The following is a 24,291-nucleotide window of genomic DNA, read 5'->3' on the forward strand; positions in this document are numbered from 1 at the left end:
ACGTTTATAACCAAAAAATTCGTTTGACTTTTAATGGATTCCTCTATATCATTCAGAGGTGCGGACAATTGTCCGCTATCTGCTGCCCACCTATATTTTAGCCTTGGTGCTGCGGCAGGTCAATGAAAGATAGAGAACCCCTGCAATGGGATAGGAGGAATTCAGGAATGGCATCATCATCAATACCGGCGCCGCGCCCAGGAGAACCGTCTATACGCAGCATAATGCTGCCGCTGCTTGCCATCATCGTCGGCATGTTTATGGTTATTTTGGACGGAACGGCAATGAACGTCGCCCTTAATCAATTCATGGTCGAGTTCGAAAGCACGTTTACCCTTGTCCAATGGACGGTAACCGGCTATGCGCTCGCACAGGCGGCTGTCATTCCGCTTGCCGGATGGCTGTCGGACAAATTCGGCGCCAAAAAAATCTTTTTGTTGTCCGTCGTTATGTTCACGATCGGCTCGGTGCTCTGCGGCCTGGCCGGAACTGTAGAGCAATTGATTATCTTCCGCATCATTCAAGGTTTGGGCGGCGGCATGGTTGCCCCTATCGCAATGGCCTTTACTTACCGTCTGAGCCCTCCGGGCAAACAAGGCGCCGTCATGGGCATGATCGGCATCCCAATGCTGCTTGCTCCCGCTTCCGGCCCTGTCGTTGCCGGCTGGCTGGTGGAATACGCTACTTGGCATTGGATCTTCCTGATCAATGTGCCAATCGGCATTATCGCCGTCATTATCGGCCTGCGCACTCTGCCGAATCTGGAGCGCCAGACTGTGCCAGCGCTTGACCTGCTCGGCATGATCTTCGCTCCGTTGGCATTCGCGGCGCTTGCATACGGCATCAGCTCCGCAGGCAGCGAGCATGGCGGCGGCAGCGGCTGGACAGCTCCGGAGACGCTGATCGGTCTAATTGTCGGCGGCGTAGCACTTATCATCTTCATTATTGCCGAGCTAAACCGCAAGAACCCGCTGCTTGAGCTGCGCGTCTTCAAGTCAGGCGACTTTACACGCGGTATCGTATTGCAATGGATTGTGCAAATCGCCTTGTTCGGAACGCTCTTCCTGATTCCGTTGTTCCTCATTCAGGCGAAAGGCTACTCCGCATTCGAAACAGGCTTGATTCTGCTTCCTCAGGCACTCTCGGCGGGAGTATTCATGCCGATCGGCGGCAAGCTATTCGATAAGCTGGGCGCGCGGCCTGTTGTTATCTTCGGTCTGCTGCTCGTATCGACCGGCGCTTACCTGCTGTCCAACATTACGGTGAATACGACAATTCCGCAAATTATGGTGCCGCTGGTGCTGCTCGGCTCCGGCATGGGCTTCTCGATGATGCCGCTCAACACGCATATCATTCAGTCAGCGCCAAGACATCTCGTCGGCCGTGTAACGTCTCTGACAGGCGCAGCCCAGCAGGTGATGAGCTCCTTCGCCATCGCTGGCCTGTCTACGCTGCTGGCGGATCGTATCAAGCATTATTCCGCACAAAATCCTGGTCCGGACATCCCTTATCTGTCGTTCGGCGATGCATTCTTCGTCTTGTCCTGCATCGGGGTATTCGGCATTCTGGTAGCCCTGCTGCTTCGCAAGCCGAAGCAGCAAGATGACGGCGCTGCCGCAACCGACAAACCGGATGTCTCCATGATGATGGGCCACTAGCCGCAATATAAGAAAAGCAGCTTGCATCGGTGCAAGCTGCTTTTTTGCATCTGAATGGTTATCCCTGAATATCCTTGCGTCTGGAAATATGAAGCGACCATCGGTAAGAACTATACATAATCAACAGTCCCGCCGGGGGTATTCCTGCAGCAAGCGGCACATTGAACCAGAAGGCATCAGAGAGCTTCTCCACTGCATCGCCAGCCATACCAAGGAATAGGTTCATTAAAAGTATGGCGGCAAACACCATAACCTGACTGCTTCTGATCCCCAGCCAAAACTGTATGAACAAGTAAATCGCTGCAAACAGCATTGACACTCCAAATGCAAGCAACATGCTATACCCCGATACGGGAGTGGAATGGCCTGTGATGTATACATTCGCTGCATGAACCGCAAGCATCAGAACAAGCCCCAACATGCAATAGAAAAAGACCGATACATATTTGGCTAAGACGATTTGTTTGCGGCTTACCGGCAATGCGGATACAAACATCATGCTTTTGCTGCGAAATTCAATACTGGCTGTCAGCATGACCATCATAACAGTCGGCAATGCTTGGATCAAAAGCGGAGAGATTGAAGTTCGGAAATTCCATCCAAATATAAGAGCAAAGACCGCTACAAAGAGAAAATACCATCTTAGGACAATGAAATCTTTCCGTATGAGATGAAGCAAGGTCATGATGAAACTCCCCTTTCACGGTCTAACCCGCCATATCCAGCCGCGTAAATATAGCCAGCGATAGCCGGTACGAACCATAAAAGAGCAATAAGCTAAGTGCAGGAATGCCGATAACAATAAATTCATTCGTTATTAGATAATCAGAGAACTTGTCAATAATGTTCGCAACGGTACTGAGCACAATGACCATAAAAAAGATAGAAACGAATGAAATGATATTCGAATATTTGACCCCCATCCAATATTGAATCGGATAATAAAACGCTGCATATAGCATCGTAAAGCTGAAGGACAGCAATATCATCAGAAGCGTAATCTCGGCAGTCATCGCATTTTTACCTGTGTATGCAAATTCATTAGCGGCATCGATCGCAGCCATTAAAATGAGTCCGATAAGATAATAGAAAAATACCGTTACATATTTAGCAGATACAATTTGCTTGCGGCTGATCGGCAGAGTCCCGACAAACATCATCGCCTTGTTGCGAAGCTCCATACTGGCGGCGAACATCATCATCATAATGGGCGGAAGCATGCTGACCATAAGCGGGCTGAAGGCTGACTGCAAAAATACGCCAAACACTAACGCATAGGCTGCATTAAAAAGAAAATACCACCTCAGCACAATAAATTCTTTTCGAATGAGGTTATACATTCGCCGCCGCTCCTTTCGCGGTGAAGAACATAATGTCCTCCAGAGTCGGCCGCTCTACCTGCGCATGGCCATCCAGAATCGACTCCACCGATTGGCGGTTATCCGTCAGCGCCTCAAATCCGGTGCCAGTCTCGCGAATACCGACAAACAGCTTGCGAACATCCGCATCCAGCAGCTCATTGCTCCCTTTCACAAGGCCGTACCGGTCAAAGAGCCCTTCCTTCGACTCGTTGAAGACCAGGCTTCCTCTATGAAGAAAAGCAATATAATCGGCAACACGATCAAGGTCGGTCGTAATATGGGTCGAGAACAGAATGGATTTGCGCTCGTCCAGCATAAGCTCGGCTAGCAGCTCCAGCAGCTCTCTGCGGAATACGGGGTCAAGGCCAGCAGTCGGCTCATCCATGATGAGCAAATCGGCTTGATGAGACAATGCAAGCGCCAGCGACAGCTTCATCTTCATCCCTTTGGACAAGCTTTGCACCTTGGACTTGGGCGAGAGCTCGAATCGGTCCAGATACCGCTTGAACAATCTGTCGTCCCACTTCTTATAGAACGGCGCGTAAATGGTCTTCAGCATGCCAATCGTCAATTGCTCATAGAAGTGGCTGTCATCCGCTACAAAGCCGATCCTCTCCTTAATCTCCGCCTCCTGCTTCTGAACGCTGCGTCCGAAGACGCGAATCTCTCCTGCCGCCGGAACCGCCATTCCCATGATCAGCCGGATAAGCGTGCTCTTGCCCGCTCCATTGGCACCGATCAATCCGGTAATAAACCCTTGCCGTATATTGAGCTGAATATCCTCCAGCGCAAACCTCTTGAAGCGTTTGGTCAAGTTGCGTACTTCAATGACGTTCTGTTCCATTCTCTACTCCTCCATTCCTTGATCGATAAGACGAATATGGTCGAAGAGCTCCTCCAAGGTCAGCTGAAGGGAACGGCTCTCCTCGACAATGTCGGCCAGCTTGCTCTCCAGCTGCTTAAGCCGCTGCTCTCTAATAAATTGCGGATTGGCCCCAGAGACGAATGAGCCTTTGCCCACAACGGAATCAATCAGACCTTCCTTCTCCAGCTCCTCATAGGCCCGCTTCGTCGTAATAACGCTAATGCCCAGGTCCTTCGCAAGCTGGCGGATGGATGGCAAGCTTTGGCCCGGGTCCAGCTCGCTATTCAAGATCAGACTGCGAATTTGACGGACGATCTGACCATAGATGGGCTCATCTGACGCATTCGATAAAATGATATTCATATCAACCACCGTCTATCATGTATTTAATGTATATATATAATATATACACTATGAACGGTTAAGTCAATATTCAATTGGTTGCAGAGCAAAAAAAAAGCTCCCCGGGTTTGTACCCGAAGAGCCTTCTTAACCGTGTTTATTCAACTACTCGATAATTTCTGCCATATCGCCGTTTTTCACGCCTGCCGCATTCGCTTCATCCGTGTCGATGTGCATATCCAGCGCAAAGTCATCTGCTACGCGAGCCACCACATGCTCGAATATAACGCCTCTCTCGCCGCCTACACGTACACGCAGCTTTTGCTTGTCCGCAATGCCGAAGCGCTCGGCATCGCTTGTATGGAAGTGGATATGGCGCGCTGCTACGATAACGCCTTCCTCAATTACAACTTCGCCAGCCGGCCCTTGAATCGTAATGCCCGCAGAGCCTGCAATATTGCCGGATTCGCGCACAGGCGGATTAACGCCCAGCGAGAATGCGTCCGTACGGGATACTTCAAGCTGCGTGCGCTTGCGCGCAGGGCCCAGAATACGCACTTTGCCGAAGGAGCCTTTCGGGCCTACTACAGCCACAGTCTCGTTCGCCGCATATTGTCCCGGCTGCGACAACGGCTTCATCTCCGTCAATTGATAGCCTTCGCCGAACAATATATGTACATGTTCCTCCGATAGATGGATATGTCGTGCCGATACGCCTACTGGTACTTGTTTGCTCATGTTGTTGCACTCCTGTTCTCTTGATTAATGCGTGGAATCTATAAAAAAAGCATACGGCTTAAGAGGCCGTATGCTTATCATAGCATTTATTTAAATTCGGCGACAAGCTGATTGAATTGCTCCTCCGAGATGGCAAGCTCTTGCTTCGCCAATCCCTCGGGCTTGAAGCCCGTAATCATATCCTCATACGACTTGCGAGTCGTATTCTGATAGATCAAGCCCGTCAGCATGCCGTTCGTCTCCATAATTTTATTCATGGCCGTGACGCGATCGCTCGGATCATAGTCCGGGAATTGCTCCAGGCTGACGATATTTTCTTTGAACCAGTCATACGTATTGATTTTGTTGAACGTTACGCACGGGCTGAACACGTTGATCAAGGAGAAGCCCTCGTGCTTGATGCCTTGCTCGATCAGACTGGTCAGTCCCTTCAGATCGCTGGAGAACGACTGAGCTACAAAAGTAGCGCCTGCCGACATCGCAATCTCAAGCGGCGAAAGCGTAGACTCAATCGAGCCCTCCGGCGTCGACTTCGTCTTGAAGCCCTCAGCGCTGCGCGGCGACGTCTGGCCTTTCGTCAAACCGTAGATTTGGTTATCCATTACGATATACGTAATATTGAGGTTACGGCGAATAGCGTGAACCGTATGGCCCATGCCGATTGCAAAGCCGTCCCCATCGCCGCCCGATGCGATTACGGTCAATTCGCGATTGGCGAGCTTGACGCCCTGCGCAATCGGAAGCGCACGTCCGTGAATGCCGTGAAGGCCGTACGCGTTAATGTAGCCGGAGATACGGCCCGAACAGCCAATGCCGGAGATAACCGCAAGCTGCTCCGGCTCGAGGCCCACATTCGCCGCGGCGCGCTGAATGGCGGCCTGGATTGAGAAGTCCCCGCAGCCCGGGCACCAGTTCGGCTTCACATTGTTACGAAATTCTTTGAACGTAGCCATCTTAGCTCAGCTCCTTACATGCTTTATAGACTTCAAGCGGAAGGAATGGATTGCCGTCATACTTGAGCAAGCTTTCGATTTTCTCGGAGAAGCCTGCGTACATTTTAATTTGGCCGGCCAACTGAGCCGTTGCATTGTTCTCAATCACAACTACTTTTTTGGCCTTCTCCAAATATGGCGCAAGCGCATCCGCAGGGAACGGATGGATCTGGCGGACCGTTACATGGTTGCTGGATACGCCGTCTTGCGCAAGCATCTCTCTTGCCGCATCAATTGTACCACCGGTCGATCCCATCCCGATAATGAGCAGATCCGGTGTCTCGCCCTGCGCATCCACACGAATGGCCTCGCGGATCGATAGATTGTTCAGCTTGTTGAGGCGCTTATCCATCATGAGCTGGCGATTGACCGCATTCTCAGACGGACGGCCGACTTCGTCATGCTCAACGCCTGTTACGTGATGCAGACCGCCCTTCTCGCCCGGCAGCACGCGCGGGGAGATGCCGTCTTCCGTGAATTCGTAACGCTTGAATAGCTCCGGGCCTTCCAGCGCCGGAGGTTCTGTCACCAGCTTGCCGCGGGAGATTTGCACCTTGCTGTAATCTAGCGGCTCGCAGGACTGCTTGCCCAGTGATAGCTGCAGATCCGTCATGACAATGACCGGCACCTGGTATTGCTCCGATACGTTGAACGCTTCAATCATATCGTAGAAACAATCCTCGATAGATGCAGGCGCAATCACGACCTTCGGAATTTCACCATGCGTGCCGTATACCATCGCATTCAAGTCGGATTGCTCCTGCTTGGTAGGCAGGCCGGTCGAAGGGCCGCCGCGCTGTGTATTGACAATGACAAGCGGCGTCTCTGTCATGCCCGCCAGGCCAATCGCTTCCATCATAAGCGACAACCCTGGACCAGCGGATGCCGTCATCGTCCGAACGCCTGCATAGTTGGCGCCGATCGCCATCGTCACAGCCGCAATCTCGTCCTCTGTCTGAACGACAGTGCCGCCGAATTTGGGCAGCTTCTTAATCAGATATTCCATAATTTCGGATGCCGGTGTAATCGGATACGCAGACATCAGCCGGCAGCCGGCTGCGATACTCCCCAGCCCGATTGCTTCATTGCCGATCATGAACAGCTTCTGCTTGCCGTCCGCTTCATCCAGCTTGAATTCGTCTAGCGGCCCTCCCGCTTGCTCCAACACAAATTCGGCGCCGCTCTTTACCGCTTCGATATTTTTCTCCACGATCGCCGGACCTTTCCGACCGAACTCCTCTTCAACCGCTTTGTTGAATACTTCGAGCGGCAGGCCAAGGAGAGCCCATGACGCGCCCGATGCGACCATGTTCTTCATTAGAGATGTGCCGAGCTCCTCGGCCATCTTCGTAATCGGCACAGCAAATAAGCGGGCGTCGATTCCTTCCGGCACGGTCGGACCGAATTTGGCATCCGCTACGATAACTCCGCCTTTGCGCAATTCGTGAGCATTCAGATCAATACTCTCCTGATCGAATGCTACCAGAATATCGAGATCATCCGAGATCGCCCGAATTGGCTTCGTGCTGATGCGGATTTTATTATTCGTATGACCGCCCTTTATACGAGACGAAAAATGACGGTACCCATATAAGTAATAACCCAGCCGGTTAAGCGCTGTGGAAAAAATACGGTCGGTACTCTCTACGCCTTCACCTTGCTGACCGCCAATCTTCCAAGATAATTGACTTATCAAAATGCCCATCTCCTCTGCTTCATGAAGGTGCATGAAATTTCGACAACATTAAGCATTATATAATAGAAACGATTATAGTCACAACAATTTTATGTTTGAGATAGCGCTTTTGCAAGATGTAAACGCTTAGATAAAAGATAGTTTGTTGCGATCATTCCCATATCGGTACGAGATCAGATTCCGATTAATCCGCGGGGAGTTGTCCCCTTAGGAACGAGATAGCATTGCCCGACATAATCCCTCCAGCTTGCTCAGCGCTGTATCTCTTCAAAAGCGCTTCATGCAGAGCGGCAACTTGTCCGGGATGGGCAAGTCCCTGCACATGGCGGTCGATTCCGTCAAAATCGGATCCCAGCGCCAGATGCTTCTCGCCCCCAAGCGCGCATATGTGCTCCACATGGCGCAGCACATCGTCTATCTTAGCGTCGCCAGAGGCGCGCAGAAATTGCGGCACATAGGTGATGCCAATCAAACCGCCGCTTTCCATAATCGCTCTGAGCTGCAGCTCAGTCAAATTGCGGGGATGGTCGCATAGCTCGCGCACATTGGAATGTGAGGCGACAATAGGCCTCGCCGACAACGCCGCAACATCCCAAAAAGCCCGCTCCGACAAATGCGAGACATCGACGATAATGCCGAGCCTGTTGCACTCCTGCACTAATGCTGCGCCCTGTTCCGTCAATCCGCCGCCCCTTGATTCCATTACACCATCCGCGGCCCAATTCGCATCGTTCCATGTAAGCCCCGCAGCCCGCACGCCAAGCCGTTTCAGCAGCCGAAGCATAGACAGCCTGCCTCTTAGCCCTCCCACGCCTTCTAGCGACAGTAAAGCGCCAATCTTGCCTTCCTGGAGGCATGTGTCCAGATCTGACGCAGTCCGAATCAGCTTCAGCTCCGGATGGCACAGCACTTTCTCATACAAGAGATCTATACTTTCCAATATGGGGTCTATCCCATGATAGTCGTGCCGGTTCGGCGATATAAATACAGCAAAAGTCTGGAGAACAACGCCGCCCTCTTTCAGCCGGTCCAGCGTGACATCCAGTATGCCAGGCTTATTGCCTTGAAAATTCAATTCCCGGTCCTTCAGCAGCTTGGACAATACGTCACAGTGAAAATCCGCAATCTCCATAACCATTCATCCTCCTAGCTTGTCTCAAAGCAAAAAACCTGTCTACGGGGTAAACAGGCTGATGTCGTGGTGTATGCATGCGGACCCGTTAGCGCGGCTCCACAATGAGTTTTATCGCGGTGCGATCCTCTCCGTCGATGACGATATCCGTAAACGCAGGGATGCAAATGAGATCCACCCCGCTAGGGGCGACAAACCCGCGCGCAATGGCTACCGCCTTAATCGCTTGATTCAGTGCGCCCGCGCCGATGGCCTGGAGCTCAGCGCCGCCGCGTTCGCGCAATACGCCTGCCAGCGCACCTGCGACGGAATTCGGATTGGACTTCGCTGATACTTTTAATACGTCCATGAAAAGTACCTCCCCTGGAATGTTGGATAGATTCCACTTCTAAAATACTATTCGAGAGAAGGCGAAAAATTCCTGCTTTTATCGCTCTAACTTTACTAACAGTTCTGAATTGTCTGATTTTGGTTCGCAAAAAAAGACTGCTCTTCAGAGCAGCCTGATCTTACATGAGCAGCCAATCCTCTTCCGTCAGACGGATTTTGGTCAGCTTGGTCGCTTTGCCGGTCGCTTCATCAATCTGTACGGACAATCCGTGCAGATGCCACTTGCCTTCGTCCACCACGAACCGCGATGGAAGCTGGGTCAGGAAACGATGCAGCACGGCGCCTTTCTCCATGCCCAGCACGCCTTCCTTGGAGCCCACCATGCCGACATCGGTAATATAAGCCGTGCCTTCCGGCAATATCGTGTCGTCATTGGTCTGCACATGCGTGTGCGTGCCAAGCACGATCGACGCTCTGCCGTCCAGATGCCAGCCCATGGCGATTTTCTCTGAAGTCGCTTCCGCATGGAAGTCGACCAGAATCGCTTTGGTCGTCTCCTGGGCTTCCTCAATCAGGCTATCGGCCGTCTGGAACGGACAATCGATCGGCGGCAGGAACGCGCGGCCTTGCAAATTAATGATGGCCAGCTGCTTGCCGTTCGCCTTAATGATCGCCATGCCCTTGCCCGGCGCCTGAGGAGAGAAGTTCGCGGGGCGCACGATTCTCGGCTCATCGTCGATCCATTCGAAGATGTCCTTATTGTCCCAAGTGTGGTTGCCCATCGTAATGCCGTGAACGCCCCACTCAAAAAACTCGCGTGCGATGTTTTTCGTAATGCCCCGCCCTGCGGCGGCATTTTCCCCATTCACGATTATGATATGCGGATTATATTTGTCGCGCAGCGCAGGCAATACCTGCTTCAGCGCGCCCCTTCCCACATTTCCTACAATGTCTCCGATAAATAATACGTTCATCCTGCTATCCTTCCTTTTATAAGCCTGAATGCAGAAAAGTGGCTGACAAGCAGCCACTTCTCCGAATGCATATGCCTATTACTTCGCGTATTCCACTGCTCTAGTCTCACGAATTACCGTAACTTTAATATGTCCCGGATAATCGAGTTCGCTCTCGATCTTCTTCGTAATATCGCGAGCAAGACGGAACGCTTCCGTATCGTCGATCTTCTCTGGCTGTACCATTACGCGCACCTCGCGGCCCGCTTGAATCGCGTACGACTTCTCAACGCCGTCGAACGATTCCGTAATAGCTTCCAGCTTCTCCAGACGCTTGATATACGTCTCCAGCGTCTCGCGGCGTGCTCCAGGGCGCGCTGCGGACAAGGCGTCCGCCGCTCCGACCAGCATTGCAATAACGGAAGTCGCTTCCGTATCGCCGTGGTGAGAAGCAATACTGTTAATAACAACTGGATGCTCCTTGTATTTCTTGGCCAGTTCCACGCCAATCTCAACGTGGGAGCCTTCCACTTCGTGGTCAAGCGCTTTGCCGATATCATGCAGCAAGCCTGCGCGCTTCGCCAGCGTAATGTCCTCGCCGAGCTCCGCTGCCATCAGTCCTGTCAGATAGGCAACCTCCATCGAGTGCTTAAGCACGTTCTGACCATAGCTAGTCCGATATTTAAGCCGTCCCAGTATTTTGATCAGATCCGGATGCAATCCATGAACGCCAACCTCAAATGTCGCTTGTTCGCCGTATTCACGGACACGCTCGTCAATTTCCTTGCGGGATTTCTCAACCATCTCTTCAATTCTCGCAGGGTGGATACGACCGTCCGCTACCAGCTTCTCAAGGGAAGTACGAGCTATCTCACGGCGAATCGGGTCAAAGCCGGACAGAATGACCGCTTCCGGTGTATCGTCGATAATGAGATCGATACCGGTCAATGTTTCCAAAGCGCGGATATTACGGCCTTCACGACCAATGATACGGCCCTTCATCTCTTCATTAGGCAGGGTAACTACGGATACCGTTGTCTCTGCCACATGATCGGCCGCACAACGCTGAATCGCCAGCGATATAATGTCACGCGCTTTTTTGTCTGCTTCTTCCTTCGCTTGTTGTTCGATTTCCTTGATCATTTGCGCGGTCTCGTGACGTACTTCCTGTTCGACATTGGTCAAAATAATTGACTTCGCGTCCTCCATTGTCAAGCTGGAAATACGTTCAAGTTCGCTAAGCTGCTGCTTATAAATGGAGTCAATCTGCTCTTGTGTTTCTTCGATTCTTTTCTCCTTGTTGGCTACAGTTTCTTCTTTGCGTTCTAGCGCTTCTAATTTCTTATCCAGCGACTCTTCTTTCTGGAGCAGGCGTCTTTCCTGACGTTGCGCCTCATTGCGCCGCTCGCGGATGTCTTTCTCAGCTTCTGCACGTAGCTTGTGGACTTCGTCTTTCGCCTCGAGTACCGTTTCTTTCTTCTGTGCCTCTGCTTCCTTCTTCGCATTTTCTACGATTTGGACCGCAGCTTGCTCAGCGCTTGAAATTTTCGCCTCGGCAATCGACTTTCGAGTAAAATAACCAATCCCAAAGAAAATTGCGCCAACAAGGATTAGAATCGGGATCAAGATCCAGATGTTTACATCCATCTTGTTCACCTCCTTGTTGCATACACCAAGGCATTGCTTGGGATGTTATTAGGTTTTCAACCGGTTCCATACCGTTTCATCATGTTCCATTTTGACGAAATAAATCGTTTTGAATCAACTTTTGGAAGAAAAATCGATTCAAAATTGTGAAGGAATACATCATCATTTTATCTTTACATAAAATCAGTTGTCAAGCAAAACGCCATCATCTTCCTGCTCTCCGTTATCGTTGTCCTTCCACTCTATGCCGCGAATTGCCTCACGCACGACATCGCCTGGAAATCCTCTGCGCATGAGAAAGCCCATCAGCTTGGCCTTGCGCCCCTTCATATCGCCTTTTATCGTCCGGCTTTTCTTCTCTGCCAGCTTTTTTGCCGCGTCCAGCTCGCTCTCCCGGTCCAGCTCCGTTACCGCTTCCGCTGCGACTTGCTTCGGAACTCCGCGCTGCTGCAGCTCCTGCCGGATCATCAGCCTGCCCTTTAGCCCGCTGCGCATTCGGCTTGTCGCAAATTGACGCGCATATTGTTCATCATCCACAAGTTGCTCCGATTCTAAACGGTTCAGCGCATATTCAATATTGTCCTCCTGCAGCTCCTTGCGGCCCAAATATTGCCCGATCGCTTTTCTCGTGCGGGGTTTGGCTCCCAAATAAGCAATAGCAAGCGCGTAAGCCTTATACCGCTCATCTTCATTGCGAATTTCCTCCACCTGCGCCTTCGGCAGAAACTGCCCATTGAGCAGCCTAAAGCGGATCATGATGTCCTCGTGCACCGACAGCAGCGGCTCCTCCGTCTCGGGATCGGGAAAGATCAAATACCGCTTCTTCTCCGACCGGTCGCGCTTGACCGCCCCGATGATCCAGCCCTCTTCATGATCGCGGTCCAAGTCCATGGCTAGCACCCTCCTATACAAAAACGTCGCCGCTCCCCATGGAGAGCGACGACCTTTATACAATTTATTCTAGTTCGAAATCCAATTCATCTTCATCTTCTTCATCAGCAGAGAAGTTAGCCGGTGAAGCCGTTGCGGACAAATTGCTCGCATCGCGAATTTGCTTCTCAATTTCAGCCGCAAGTTCCTTATTGTCTTTCAAAAACTGCTTGGCATTCTCGCGACCTTGGCCAAGCCGCTCGCCGTTATACGAGAACCAGGCGCCGCTCTTCTGAACAATATCCTGCTCCACGCCGATATCGATCAAGCTGCCTTCCTTCGAGATGCCTTCGCCGTACATAATGTCGATCTCCGCTTGCTTGAATGGAGGGGCCACTTTATTCTTGACAACCTTGATGCGTGTACGGTTGCCGACCATGTCATTGCCCTGCTTCAGCGTCTCGATACGGCGCACATCCAGCCGCACGCTGGAGTAGAACTTAAGCGCGCGTCCGCCCGGAGTCGTCTCCGGATTGCCGAACATTACGCCGACCTTCTCGCGCAACTGGTTAATAAAGATGGCGATCGTCTTCGACTTCGCAATGGCGCCGGACAGCTTCCGGAGCGCCTGCGACATCAGACGAGCCTGCAGACCAACGTGGGAGTCGCCCATGTCGCCCTCGATCTCAGCCTTCGGCACGAGTGCCGCAACGGAGTCAACGACGATAATATCAACAGCCCCGCTTCGTACAAGCGCTTCTGCGATCTCAAGCGCCTGCTCGCCTGTATCCGGCTGCGAAAGCAGCAATTCGTCAATGTTGACGCCCAGCTTGCTGGCATATAGCGGGTCCAGCGCATGCTCTGCGTCGATGAAAGCGGCTTGTCCGCCGATGCGTTGTACTTCTGCAATGGCATGAAGCGCAACGGTCGTCTTACCAGACGATTCCGGTCCGTATACTTCAACTACCCTGCCTCTTGGCAATCCGCCGATGCCAAGCGCGATATCTAGAGCAAGCGAGCCGCTAGGCACGGTCTCAACCTGCATGTGTGTCGATTCACCCAATTTCATAATGGAGCCTTTGCCAAATTGCTTCTCAATCTGGCGTAGAGCGTTATCTAATGCTGCGCGACGATCCGCCAACCCACTCACATCCTTCACTATTTATACTTGTATGATACCTTATTTCGGACCCGTTGCCAATAGTTTTTTCGAACACACATTCGTAATTTTTATGCCCACGCCCTCTCTCCCGCATCCATCCGCCGGCGAAGAAGGCATAAAAAAACCGCAGCAAAGTGCTCTTCGCCACGGTTCTTCCGGTAATTAAAGCCTATTATAACGCCTTGTTCGACATTTGACAACGTTTTATTGACAGCTCTTACGCTTTAAGCGCCAGCCAGAGCCGGTACAGCGCCGCTTTGACGGCGCGCAGCCGGATAATCGACCGGCCTCCGCTAAGCCGTGACGTGTAGACAACTGTATCTTTGCCCCGCTCAGCCACTGCGAAATAGACCAGACCGACAGGCTTGCCCTCTGATTCCGCGGGTCCTGCAACCCCCGTGAGCGATACGCCGAAGTCCGTATCGCACATTAGCCGAACGTTCTCCGCCATCATCGCGGCGGTAGACTCGCTGATCGCTCCGGGCGCGTCCGGTCCTTCAAGCTGGGACATCGGAATGCCAAGCAGCTTGTTCTTCATCACGTTCGTATACGTGACAACCCCTCCTGTGAACTCTCCGCTGCTTCCTGGCACGTTCGTGACCAGTTCGGCGAACAAACCTCCGCTGCAGCTCTCCGCGCTTGCCAGGCGGCGTCTGGAGCTTCTGAGAAGCCGTACAACCTCCTCCTCGATCGGGATATCCGATTGGGCGTACAGATGCTCCCCCACCCGCTCCTTTATCCCTTCAACGGTCGCATCGATCTTCTGGTTCGCTTCCTCCAAGGTCCGCGCCTTCGTCGACACGCGAACCGACACCTCGCCTTCCTTGGCGTACGGAGCAATCGTCGGGTCTTCCTGCCCTTCAATCAGATCCAGCAGCTTCGCTTCCAGATTCGACTCCCCGATGCCGGCGAACTTCAGCAGGCGCGAGAACAGCGGCACTTCTTCGCCCAGCATGGAACGAATCCAGTCCTGCGCAGGGCCTTCCAGCATTGGCTTCATCTCTCTTGGCGGGCCCGGCAGCAGCACGTACAAGGTGCCGTCCGCTTCCAGCGCGTTGCCTACCGCAAGACCGGTCGAATTATGAAGCGGCTCGCTGCCTTCAATCATATTCGCTTGCCTGCGGTTGCTCTCGACCATCGCCATCCCCCTGGAAGAGAACATTTCTTCAATGACGGCCATGGAAGGCTCATGAAGGACAAGCTTGCGGCCCAAATATTGCGCCAGTACATCTTTCGTCAGATCATCCTGAGTCGGCCCCAATCCTCCCGTGAACAGCAGCAGATCGGCGCGTCCGCGTCCAATCTCGATCGCTTGCCTGAGCCGGCCCGCATTATCGCCTACTACCGTCTGGAAATACACATCAATGCCAAGCTCCGCAAGCTTCTGGGATATCGCCTGCGCATTCGTATTCACGATTTGGCCAAGGAGCAGCTCCGTGCCCACCGCAATAATCTCTGCTTTCATATGTGCCCCTCTCTCCTGCAGCCTGTACGGCCTATATGGATCATGATAGGAAGAGCACTCTCCCGTCCATGGGAAAGTGCTCTTCTCGCATTCGATTGAATGCCCTAACGCCGCGCACGGCGAAGACATGCCTTGTTATTCAACCGGTATTAAATGTTTATTCTTCACAAAATAATCAATACCGGAGTAGACCGTAATAATGGCGGCCGCCCAGCTGGCGATCACATCAAACGGGAAGTCGATCAGCGCAAACGGGAAGTTATTGATCAGCAATGCGATAATCATGGTGATCTGGATAGCAGTCTTCCATTTGCCCCAGGCGCTTGCCGCCATGACGGAGCCTTCCAGCAGCGCGATTTGGCGCAGGCCGGTTACTGCAAACTCTCGGCTAATAATAACAATGGCAATCAGCGCGTTCAGCTTGTCCATTTCCACAAGCGAGATCAGCACAGCAGCGACAAGAAGCTTGTCGGCCAGCGGATCAAGCAGCTTGCCCAGATTGGTGACAATCTTGTTCTTGCGCGCTATGTAGCCGTCCAGCCCGTCTGTGCTGGCTGCAATGATAAAGATGAGCGCTGCTACGATCTGATTATATGTAATTTCAAAATCCGAGAAGCTGAGCGTGCCCAAGTCCAACTTCATAAGCAAGAAAAACATGATGACTGGGACAAGGAAAATTCTTGCCAGCGTAATCTTATTCGCTAAATTCACGCGATACCCTCCCCGGATAGGTCAAACTCATACGCGTGCGTAACACGTACTTTTTGTATCGTTCCAATTTCTGCGCGGCAGTTCGAGATGAACACCTCGCCGTCAATCTCCGGCGCATCGTACATCGATCTGCCGATATAGACGTCGCTGCGGCCGTCGTAACGCTCCACCAGCACGTCGATTTCCTTGCCGATATACTTGCCGCTGTTGTCGCGGGAGACGATGCGCTGAATCTCCATCAGCGTATTCACGCGCCACTCCTTCACGTCATCAGGCACATGGTTCGGCAATCTGACCGCAGGCGTATCTTCTTCGCTGGAATAAGCAAAGACGCCAAGGCGATCGAACTTGATTTCTTTCACAAATTCGCACAGCCTCTCGAAATCCTCTTCCGTCTCGCCGGGAAATCCGACGATCAGGCTGGTGCGAAGCGCGACATCCGGAATTGCGCCCCGAATCTTCGCGATCAGCTCGCGCGTATCGCGTTGTCTTCCGGGCCTGCGCATTCTCTTCAGAATCGTATCCTCGCTATGCTGCAGAGGCATATCGATATATTTGCAAATCTTCGGATTGGATGCCATCGTCTCAATCAGCTCGTCGGAGAAGAAGCCCGGATAAGCATAATGCAGACGCACCCATTCAATCCCCTCCACCTCGCTGACAAGGTTCAGCAGCTCAGGCAGCATAAAGCGGTCATAGAGGTCAGTTCCGTAGTTCGTTGAATCCTGCGCGATCAGGCTAACTTCCTTTACGCCCTGCGATGCTAGCCCCTTCACTTCAGCAAGAACAGATTCGATGGAGCGGCTGCGGAAAGCCCCTCTCATCATCGGAATGCTGCAGAACGTACACGCATTGTCGCAGCCTTCGGCTATCTTCACATACGCGGTATAGCGTGGCGTAGTGACCATCCGCGGCAGCTGCTGCTCATAATTAAACACAGGATTGCCGATTCGAATCGGCTTCTTCCCTCTTAGCGCTTCATCCACAATATCATTGATGTTATGGAAGTCGCCTGTTCCGACTATGCCGTCGATCTCCGGCATCTCTTCCATCAGCTGCTGCTTGTAGCGCTGAGTGAGGCAGCCGGAGACGATGAGCGCCTTAAGACGGCCCGTATCCTTCAGGTCGGCCATCTCCAATATCGTATTTACCGATTCTTCCTTAGCCGCGTCGATAAAACCGCAAGTATTGACAATAATAACGGTGGCTTCATCCGGCTCCTCGACTAGTCGGAAGCCTCGTTCGTGGATTAAGCCTGACATGATTTCGGAGTCGACTAAGTTTTTCTCGCAACCAAGCGTGACAACTTTCACTCTTTCAGTCATTTGTCTATCGTCAAATCCTTTCTAAGAGCATTAGCGGTAATTCGTAAATTGAAGATCGACAGGCAGATCAGCGCCTCTAAGCAGCGCCATTACAGCTTGCAGGTCGTCGCGGCTTTTGCCTGTTACCCGGATTTGGTCACCTTGAATCTGGCTCTTGACCTTCAGCTTGGAATCGCGAATCAGAATATTGATTTTTTTGGAAATATCCTGTTCAATTCCTTGTCTCAGCTTGATCCGCTGCTTGACGGTTCCGCCGGACGCGCCTTCGATTTTACCGTAATCCATATTTTTGATAGGTACGCCGCGCTTGATCATTTTGGATTGCAAAATGTCGATGACGCTTTTCAGCTTGTATTCATCATCCGAGGCTACTACAAGCTCTTCTTTCTCCAGCGCAATGCTGCTCTTGCTTCCCTTGAAGTCGAAGCGTGTCTCAATCTCCCGCTCCGCTTGCGTAATAGCGTTGGAAAGCTCCTGCATATCCACCTTTGATACAATATCGAATGAGCTTTCTGAACTCATCATACTCTCCCCTTTGCTATGTAATACGGTTCGCGCCTATTCGCTCGTCAGCGAATCCGGCGCTTCTCCTCCCTCTTGCGTCCCGCCGCCAGCTGGATCGCCTTGCGTATCTTCCGTCAGCGGATTGATCAGAAGCTGCTTGGAGCTGGAACGGTCGCCATCCGGCACAAGCACGCCGTCAACCCAAACTTCGGTAAAGTCGGCACGGCCTACGTTAATATAAAGCGGTGTCGTCAGGTCAAAAGTCAATACCTCTCCGTCTTCTGCATTCGTATAGTACAGCTTTTTCCCGGATACGCTGCCTTCCTGCACACCTACCCAGTTGCGGCCGCCCTTTACTTTCAATTCAACCTTATGGATTACGCCTGCCGGGCCGATATCATATTTATCCGCTTTTCCGACCTTGCTGTTGAATGTAACCGTTGTCGGCGCTTTTGTCGGCGGCGGCGGCGTAGGCGACACCGGCGGCGTGCTTGTACCGGGGTTGGATGTCTGCTCCGGCGGGCTGGAATTTTCCGTAATCGGGGTATTATCCACTTTACTCGGCGATTCATTATCTTTGTTAATCACAAAGTACCAGATCACGACCACAATCAAAATGAGGAAGCACCACATCACTATATTGAATCCGATTTTCCCCAGCCGTTCAGATGCGCCTGACTTTACCTTCCTTGGCTTGCGGACCGGAATCGGCTCCGATGAGGGCTCAACAGCTGGCGCCGGCACTTCATGCTGATAAAGCCTAAGCACCTCATCTGGATCGAGGCCAACGGCCTCTGAATAGTTTTTCACGAAAGCGCGCACGTAAAAAGTGCCGGGCAGCACACTGTGATCACCGGATTCAATTGCTTCCAAATAACGCTTTCTAATTTTCGTCAATTCTTGAATATCATCAAGCGACATTCCTTTTTCATTACGAGCCTTGCGCAGCAATGCGCCTAGTTCAGACATGGATATGCCTCCTTCCGATTAGATTAGAAATCGTCCGAATAGTTGGCAGTGAATGATTCATACGTAATTTCCTCATCCGGATTATTGCGCAGCTCGATAATAATATCGAAATGGCTGTAGTCGTAATGGGATTCCTTTACGAATATATCCGGATGCTCGATTACTTTGGTCGACGGCATAGCCATAATCTCCTGCAGAAGAGCATGATGCCTCTCGTTGGAGCGTATTGTACTCACGATCCCGTCAATAATAAAAATGTTGTTCGGCTGCATCTCATCCTCGGACAGCTGGCTGCGCACCGTCTGACGAAGCAAAGTAGACGATACGAAGGCCCATCGTTTGTTGGAGCAGACACTGCCTGCGATAATGGATTCCGTCTTGCCGACACGCGGCATGCCGCGAAGGCCGATTACCTGATTGCCGTCACGCTTGAACACTTCTCCCAGGAAATCAACAAGCAGGCCAAGCTCGTCCCTTACGAAACGAAACGTCTTCCGGTCGTCGGAATCTCTCTCAATATAGCGCCCATGCCGAACTGCCAATATATCTACGATTGTAGGCGTTCTCAGCTTGTTCACCGTAATATTATCAACCTTCTGCAGCATTTTGCCCAGAAGCTCGACTTTCTCATCGTCATTGGTTTGAAGAAGCATGCCGCGGGTACGGTCCTCTACCCCATTAATCGTCATAATGTTCACTTCCAGCATGCCGAGCAAAGAAGCGATATCTCCAAGAAGGCCAGGGCGGTTCTTATGTATCTTGTATTCCATGTACCATTGTTTCGTCTCCAACGTGTGTCACCGTCCTAAACCTGAATAATAAAGAGTATAAGGCCAAAAATCAAGCTGCTTCCGAATAATTATACCTTTAAATCATCAATTCTACAATTTTCGTCATTATCCTGCAACGAAACAAAACATTGCAGAAAAGCCTCCGCTAACTGGAGGCTTTTCTGCTGACCGGTATAAGTGCTTACGATTTCTCGACGAGCTTAACCATCAGTCTTGCGACTGTCTTGCGCTCTGTCTCGTCGCCAACATCCCAAAGCTGCTTCAGGATGCGTTCCTCGTCATTTTTGGGATCCACTTTTTCGTCTAGAAAGGAACCGATCTCGAACGCCAGGTTAGCGATCGTATCCTCTGTCAGCCCCATCTTTTTCGCTTGCGATACGCGATCCGCCAAAAAGTGCTTCCAAGTGTCGAAGTTCGTCAGGACAGTTGACATGCCTCTTCGCCTCCTAAGGTTGTTGTGGAATAGAAAAGAATCATCAACAGTCCTTATTGTGCGCACTTCAGCAGCGACTTATACAATAACAGCTCCAATTTGGCGCATGATCAAGTATGCCAGCCGCCGTTCGGGCTTATAATCTGTCCGGTAATATAGGATGATTCCGGCAATGACAAGAAGTAAACAAGCGACGCGATCTCTTCAGCGGAGCCGAAGCGGCCGGCAGGGATCTCCTGCTGCAAAGCCGCTTTCTCCTCCTGATTGAAGCCGCTCATCATCAGCGTGTCTACGACGCCAGGAGCAACGGCGTTCACGGTGACACCGGATGGCGCAAGCTCCTTGGCCAGCGCTTTCGTGAAGGCATTCATACCGCCTTTGGTTGTGGAATAAAGCACCTCGCATGACGCGCCCGACATTCCCCATACGGAAGATACATTAATAATGCGGCCATAACGCTGAGCAATCATGTACGGCATAAAGAGCTGTGTGGACAGGAACATGCCCTTAAGATTAACGGACATGACATCGTCCCATTCCTGCTCCGTTACGTCTGCCAGCATCCCGTAATGAGATATGCCCCCGTTATTCACCAGAATATCCGGCCGGATATCATGGGTCTCCAGCTTATCGCGCATGCGTGCCAGCTGGTCGCGCGAGCGCAGATCGGCGGAGATGGTCATGACATTAGCTCCCAGCGCCATGCACATCCTCGCCGTCTCATTCGCGCTTTCATGAGATTCCAAATAATGAATGACGATATTGACCCCTTCCGAGGCAAAGCGCTTTGCAATCGCAGCGCCGATGCCACGGCTCCCCCCGGTGATCAATACCGTTGTTTCCTGCAGCGTCTTCATGCTTTGGCTTGCGGTTTCTCCACAATGGATACAGCAAGCTGCCCGAAATCAAAATGCTCGCGAAGACGCTGATTCACTTCTTCAAGCGTGCATGCTTCATAGAAGCCAAGCACATCGAACATGTCGGCGTCGCGGAACCGATAGCGGGTAAATTCACCCGCAATGGATTCGGGGGAGTTCAGCATGCGAAGATAGCTGCCGATTTTTTTGCGTTTCGAACGCTCGAAAGCGGACTGCTCGATACCTTGATTCACAGCTGCGGTGATGCCCGTGCGCAGAGCTTCGATTAGTGCGTCAGGATCAGGCGTGTCCCCGCCAACAACCGAAAACGCATAATCGGTGCTGGAATTGTATTCATGGCCGAAGGAATCGGAAATCAAATTTTGCTCATATAACGATTGATACAGCTTTGAGCTCGGTCCGATCAGCGTCTCCAGCATCAGCTTTGTCGTCACCTCTTGGCGAAGCAGGGCCTCGCCGGTCAATCCGACCTTCTTTTCCTTGAATCCCAGCATGCACTTAGGAAGCGATACGGATAGCTGAGCTACTTTGCGCGGAATTTTCACATGGGCAGGCTCCTCGTCAAAGTAACGCTCAATCTTGCCTTGCGGTTCAAAGCTCTTGGCTTGCTGGTTCGCCTTCACCAGATCGAAGATGTCCTTAGCGTCCACTCCGCCAACGACAAAAAGCAGCATGTTGGACGGATGATAAAAGGTTTCGTAGCAGCGGTACAACGTTTCCTTGTCGATCTTGTAGATGGACTCTACCGTGCCGGCAATATCGATGTGCACAGGATGGTTGTGGTATAACGCGTCAATAAGCCCGAAGTAAACGCGCCAATCCGCATTGTCCTTATACATGTTGATTTCTTGCTCGATAATGCCTTTCTCCTTATCCACATTGGTATCGGTGAAATAAGGCTTTTGCACGAAGTTGATCAGTGTCTCCAGATTGGCATGGACCTGTTCTGTTGCAGAGAACAGATAAACGGTCCGGTCAAACGTCGTATATGCGTTGGCGGAAGCTCCCTGAGAAGCGAATACTGCAAAAATATCGCCCTCCGGCTCTTCAAACATCTTATGTTCCAGAAAATGCGCAATGCCGTCCGGCACTCTTGTCGGCTCCTGGCCGCCTACCGAAAAGCGGTTGTCTACAGAGCCGTATTTGGTCGAGAAGGTGGCGTACGTTTTCTGGAAACCTTCCTTCGGCAGGACAATAACTTCCAGGCCGTTATCCAGCACTTCGCGGTACAGCTTCTCCTGTACGTTCGGATAATTAAGCGTCTCCATCGTTAAGCCTCCTTTCGATCGCGCAGGAAGTAGACCGTGTCGAGCTGAACCCGCTTCGCCACTTCTACAATATCATCTGCGGTAACGCCTTGAACCTGTTCCAGCAGCTCGGCTGATGTCCGTTCATTGCCGGTCAGCACGCTGTTGAAATCGTACGAGAGCATCTCATAGGCCGAATCCTGCAGCTCACGCAGGTGGCCGGAGATCATGGCTTTGGTCTGATTAATCTCAAGCTCGGACAGCTCCCCTCTTGCCATGCTCTCCAGCTGCTGCTTGATAATCGCAACCGCCTTCTCGTAGTTGTTGAATTCAATGCCGGATTGAATCGTGCATATCCCTTTATGGCCGTCCAGCCGGGATGCTGCATAATAGGCCAGGCTTTCTTTCTCGCGCACATTAATGAACAGCTTCGAATGCGGATATCCGCCTAAAATGCCGTTGTACATCAGCGCGGCAGGATATAACGTGTCGTCGTATCCGATGCCTGTTCTCAGGCCCATATTGAGCTTGCCTTGGCTGACGTCCAGCTCATCCAATACATACTTAACGTCCTGGACATCTTGCTTCACATTCGGAACGGAATAACGCGCAGGCGTGCCCGTCTTCAGCTTGAACGCATCGCCAACCAGCTTCGTAACTTCCTCAAGCGAGGTGTCGCCGACAACGTACAAATCCAGAGCGGCGCGCTCCAGCCAATCTTCATAATGTCGAAGCAACGCATCTGGCGTGATGCCGTCGATTCCGTCCAGCTTGCCGAGCGGATGAAGGCGGTAAGGCTCGCCGGCGCACATCTCCTCCAGGCAGCGCTCTGCCGCATAACGGATCTTGTCATTCACGATCGCTTCCAGCCGCTTGCGCAGCGTCGCCTTCTCCGCCTCCACGTACTTGGCGCGGAATCCGCCGCCTTCAATAAGCGGATCGGTCAGGGCATCGCCAAGAAATTGCAGCGAAGCGGCAAGCAAGGACTGCTCTGAGCTAACAAACTGATCATTGATGACATCCATCCGAAATTGGACGATCTGAGAATCTCCTCTTTTATATACATCGAATCCAAAGCCTGCTCCGTACATGTCATCCAGCTTCTCGCGGAACGCGATCGTCTCCGGCGTTCTGGCCGTGCCTCGGCGCAGAACGAAGGGAATAAGGGCAATCGGCGTCACCGTATCTTCGTTTAGCGGTACTCCTGCGAACAAAGAGATCGCAAACGTCTTGAATCGTTTTGTCGGCAGCACATGCAGTCTGACTCGCTGCAGCTGCCCCCTTTGGAATAAGGTCACGCGGTCTGCTCCCTTCATAGATGCCGTTTTTTCCATTTTAACCTAATGGAAATGGAAGAAGCAACCGCGACTGCGCTCACGCAGAAGCGGCTGCTTCCCTTATCCCAGGCCGGATTGACGGCATGCTTACATACAGAATATATGTTTTCCAATCGTCTTGACCTGAGTCCTTGTCCATATCCAAGCCGATGTCGCCGTTACGGGGTTGAAGTAGTAGAGGCAACCGCCCGACGGATCCCAGCCGTTGATGGCATCCATGACCGCCTCTTTCGCCTTCGCGTTCGGCGTAAGGTAGATCTGGCCATCGGCAACCGCCGTGAAGGCTCTGGGCTGAAAAATGACACCGTAGACCGTATCTGGAAAGCTAGGCGATTTCACACGGTTCAGGATAACGGCTGCCACCGCCACCTGACCTTCATATGGCTCGCCCCGGGCTTCGCCGTAGACAGCGTTGGCCATAATTTGAATGTCATTCTCAGACAAGCCAAGCTTGTTGGACGGCGCCAGATTGCTTCCCGAGCCTCCGCCTCCGCCAGTATTGCCGCCGCCGGATGGCGCCCCAGAGGTGCCGCCGCCAGTCTGGCCAGGCTTCCAGGCCTTCGTCGCGTTAAGGAGCTTCTTCTTCGTATCCGCACCGACAAGTCCGTCGGACTTCAGACCGAATTTCCATTGAAACCACGTCACCGCGCCTTTGGTTTTGGAGCCGAATATGCCATCTATTTTCCCGTTGTAGTAGCCGAGAAACGTAAGGCGTCCTTGCAGCTCATATACATCCTGGCCCGTTGATCCAACCTTAAGTGTCGCATTGCTGAACGTTTCTGCCGATTCACGGCCGAGCCCTTTCAAGACGGAAAAGGTGCCGCATACGAGCAGAACGATGATCAAGGTCACCGCTAACAAACGATTTCTCATGTGGGATCTGCC

At 52.0% G+C, this 24,291-nt stretch carries 25 protein-coding genes; 1 reads left to right on the forward strand and 24 read right to left on the reverse strand.

From position 1 onward, the window contains the following. Positions 1–167: 167 nt before the first annotated feature. Positions 168–1,658, forward strand: coding sequence for a DHA2 family efflux MFS transporter permease subunit (locus D3P09_RS01475; protein WP_120106560.1), 1,491 nt, complete (start codon positions 168–170; stop codon positions 1,656–1,658). Between the two features lie 58 nt (positions 1,659–1,716). Here D3P09_RS01475 and D3P09_RS01480 read toward each other — a convergent pair whose 3' ends face one another. The 24 genes from D3P09_RS01480 to sleB all read right to left on the reverse strand — a co-directional run bounded on the left by D3P09_RS01480 (position 1,717) and on the right by sleB (position 24,279). Continuing rightward, on the reverse strand, positions 1,717–2,343 hold the full coding sequence (locus tag D3P09_RS01480; RefSeq protein WP_120106562.1) for an ABC-2 transporter permease: 627 nt from the start codon (positions 2,341–2,343) through the stop codon (positions 1,717–1,719). A 22-nt stretch (positions 2,344–2,365) separates the two neighbouring features. Next, positions 2,366–2,998 (reverse strand): ABC-2 transporter permease, encoded by a 633-nt coding sequence (locus tag D3P09_RS01485; protein WP_120106564.1) that lies wholly within the window; start codon positions 2,996–2,998, stop codon positions 2,366–2,368. Continuing rightward, positions 2,991–3,863 carry an ABC transporter ATP-binding protein gene (locus D3P09_RS01490; RefSeq protein WP_120106565.1) on the reverse strand — a complete coding sequence of 291 codons (873 nt, stop codon included), beginning with the start codon at positions 3,861–3,863 and terminating at the stop codon, positions 2,991–2,993. The genes D3P09_RS01485 and D3P09_RS01490 overlap by 8 nt, the downstream gene beginning before the upstream one ends. Positions 3,864–3,866: 3 nt before the next feature. Beyond that, positions 3,867–4,247, reverse strand: coding sequence for a GntR family transcriptional regulator (locus D3P09_RS01495; protein ID WP_120106567.1), 381 nt, complete (start codon positions 4,245–4,247; stop codon positions 3,867–3,869). Between the two features lie 144 nt (positions 4,248–4,391). After that, positions 4,392–4,964 (reverse strand): phosphate propanoyltransferase, encoded by a 573-nt coding sequence (gene pduL, locus D3P09_RS01500; RefSeq protein WP_120106568.1) that lies wholly within the window; start codon positions 4,962–4,964, stop codon positions 4,392–4,394. 86 nt (positions 4,965–5,050) lie between these two features. After that, positions 5,051–5,917, reverse strand: a complete 867-nt coding sequence (locus tag D3P09_RS01505) for a 2-oxoacid:ferredoxin oxidoreductase subunit beta (protein WP_120106570.1) — start codon at positions 5,915–5,917, stop codon at positions 5,051–5,053. A gap of 1 nt (position 5,918) precedes the next feature. Beyond that, positions 5,919–7,652 carry a 2-oxoacid:acceptor oxidoreductase subunit alpha gene (locus D3P09_RS01510; RefSeq protein ID WP_120106572.1) on the reverse strand — a complete coding sequence of 578 codons (1,734 nt, stop codon included), beginning with the start codon at positions 7,650–7,652 and terminating at the stop codon, positions 5,919–5,921. Positions 7,653–7,836: 184 nt separating this feature from the next. Further along, positions 7,837–8,784, reverse strand: coding sequence for a dipeptidase (locus tag D3P09_RS01515; RefSeq protein ID WP_341538274.1), 948 nt, complete (start codon positions 8,782–8,784; stop codon positions 7,837–7,839). 88 nt (positions 8,785–8,872) lie between these two features. Next, entirely contained in the window at positions 8,873–9,133 is a 261-nt protein-coding gene (locus tag D3P09_RS01520) for a stage V sporulation protein S (protein WP_006036664.1), read from the reverse strand. A 160-nt stretch (positions 9,134–9,293) separates the two neighbouring features. Then, positions 9,294–10,088 (reverse strand): TIGR00282 family metallophosphoesterase, encoded by a 795-nt coding sequence (locus D3P09_RS01525; protein WP_120106575.1) that lies wholly within the window; start codon positions 10,086–10,088, stop codon positions 9,294–9,296. 78 nt (positions 10,089–10,166) lie between these two features. Further along, a complete protein-coding gene (gene rny / locus D3P09_RS01530; RefSeq protein ID WP_120106577.1) occupies positions 10,167–11,714 on the reverse strand; it encodes a ribonuclease Y in 1,548 nt (515 codons plus the stop codon). Positions 11,715–11,897: 183 nt separating this feature from the next. Beyond that, the gene (locus D3P09_RS01535; protein WP_120106579.1) at positions 11,898–12,605 is read right to left on the reverse strand and encodes a regulatory protein RecX; all 708 of its coding nucleotides are present in this window, start codon (positions 12,603–12,605) and stop codon (positions 11,898–11,900) included. A 64-nt stretch (positions 12,606–12,669) separates the two neighbouring features. Next, complete coding sequence (gene recA / locus D3P09_RS01540) at positions 12,670–13,725, reverse strand: recombinase RecA (protein ID WP_120106581.1); 1,056 nt, start codon at positions 13,723–13,725, stop codon at positions 12,670–12,672. Between the two features lie 238 nt (positions 13,726–13,963). Then, a complete protein-coding gene (locus tag D3P09_RS01545) occupies positions 13,964–15,211 on the reverse strand; it encodes a competence/damage-inducible protein A (protein WP_120106583.1) in 1,248 nt (415 codons plus the stop codon). A gap of 135 nt (positions 15,212–15,346) precedes the next feature. Then, positions 15,347–15,922, reverse strand: a complete 576-nt coding sequence (gene pgsA / locus D3P09_RS01550) for a CDP-diacylglycerol--glycerol-3-phosphate 3-phosphatidyltransferase (RefSeq protein WP_120106584.1) — start codon at positions 15,920–15,922, stop codon at positions 15,347–15,349. After that, a complete protein-coding gene (gene rimO / locus D3P09_RS01555; RefSeq protein ID WP_120106586.1) occupies positions 15,919–17,247 on the reverse strand; it encodes a 30S ribosomal protein S12 methylthiotransferase RimO in 1,329 nt (442 codons plus the stop codon). The genes pgsA and rimO overlap by 4 nt, the downstream gene beginning before the upstream one ends. A 30-nt stretch (positions 17,248–17,277) precedes the next feature. Further along, a complete protein-coding gene (locus D3P09_RS01560; RefSeq protein WP_120106587.1) occupies positions 17,278–17,769 on the reverse strand; it encodes a YajQ family cyclic di-GMP-binding protein in 492 nt (163 codons plus the stop codon). A gap of 36 nt (positions 17,770–17,805) precedes the next feature. After that, positions 17,806–18,720, reverse strand: coding sequence for a helix-turn-helix domain-containing protein (locus D3P09_RS01565; RefSeq protein WP_120106589.1), 915 nt, complete (start codon positions 18,718–18,720; stop codon positions 17,806–17,808). Positions 18,721–18,743: 23 nt separating this feature from the next. Then, a complete protein-coding gene (locus tag D3P09_RS01570; RefSeq protein WP_120106591.1) occupies positions 18,744–19,511 on the reverse strand; it encodes a DUF3388 domain-containing protein in 768 nt (255 codons plus the stop codon). A gap of 181 nt (positions 19,512–19,692) precedes the next feature. Then, positions 19,693–19,944 (reverse strand): DUF3243 domain-containing protein, encoded by a 252-nt coding sequence (locus tag D3P09_RS01575; protein WP_120106593.1) that lies wholly within the window; start codon positions 19,942–19,944, stop codon positions 19,693–19,695. Between the two features lie 110 nt (positions 19,945–20,054). After that, positions 20,055–20,801 carry an elongation factor P 5-aminopentanone reductase gene (gene ymfI / locus D3P09_RS01580; RefSeq protein WP_120106595.1) on the reverse strand — a complete coding sequence of 249 codons (747 nt, stop codon included), beginning with the start codon at positions 20,799–20,801 and terminating at the stop codon, positions 20,055–20,057. Beyond that, on the reverse strand, positions 20,798–22,090 hold the full coding sequence (gene yfmH, locus D3P09_RS01585; RefSeq protein ID WP_120106597.1) for an EF-P 5-aminopentanol modification-associated protein YfmH: 1,293 nt from the start codon (positions 22,088–22,090) through the stop codon (positions 20,798–20,800). The genes ymfI and yfmH overlap by 4 nt, the downstream gene beginning before the upstream one ends. A 2-nt stretch (positions 22,091–22,092) precedes the next feature. Further along, on the reverse strand, positions 22,093–23,385 hold the full coding sequence (gene yfmF / locus D3P09_RS01590; protein ID WP_120106599.1) for an EF-P 5-aminopentanol modification-associated protein YfmF: 1,293 nt from the start codon (positions 23,383–23,385) through the stop codon (positions 22,093–22,095). Positions 23,386–23,493: 108 nt separating this feature from the next. Next, positions 23,494–24,279, reverse strand: a complete 786-nt coding sequence (sleB, locus tag D3P09_RS01595; protein ID WP_120106601.1) for a spore cortex-lytic enzyme — start codon at positions 24,277–24,279, stop codon at positions 23,494–23,496. Positions 24,280–24,291: the final 12 nt, after the last annotated feature.

Source organism: Paenibacillus pinisoli, from assembly GCF_003605435.1.
Taxonomy (GTDB): Bacteria; Bacillota; Bacilli; order Paenibacillales; family Paenibacillaceae; genus Pristimantibacillus; species Pristimantibacillus pinisoli.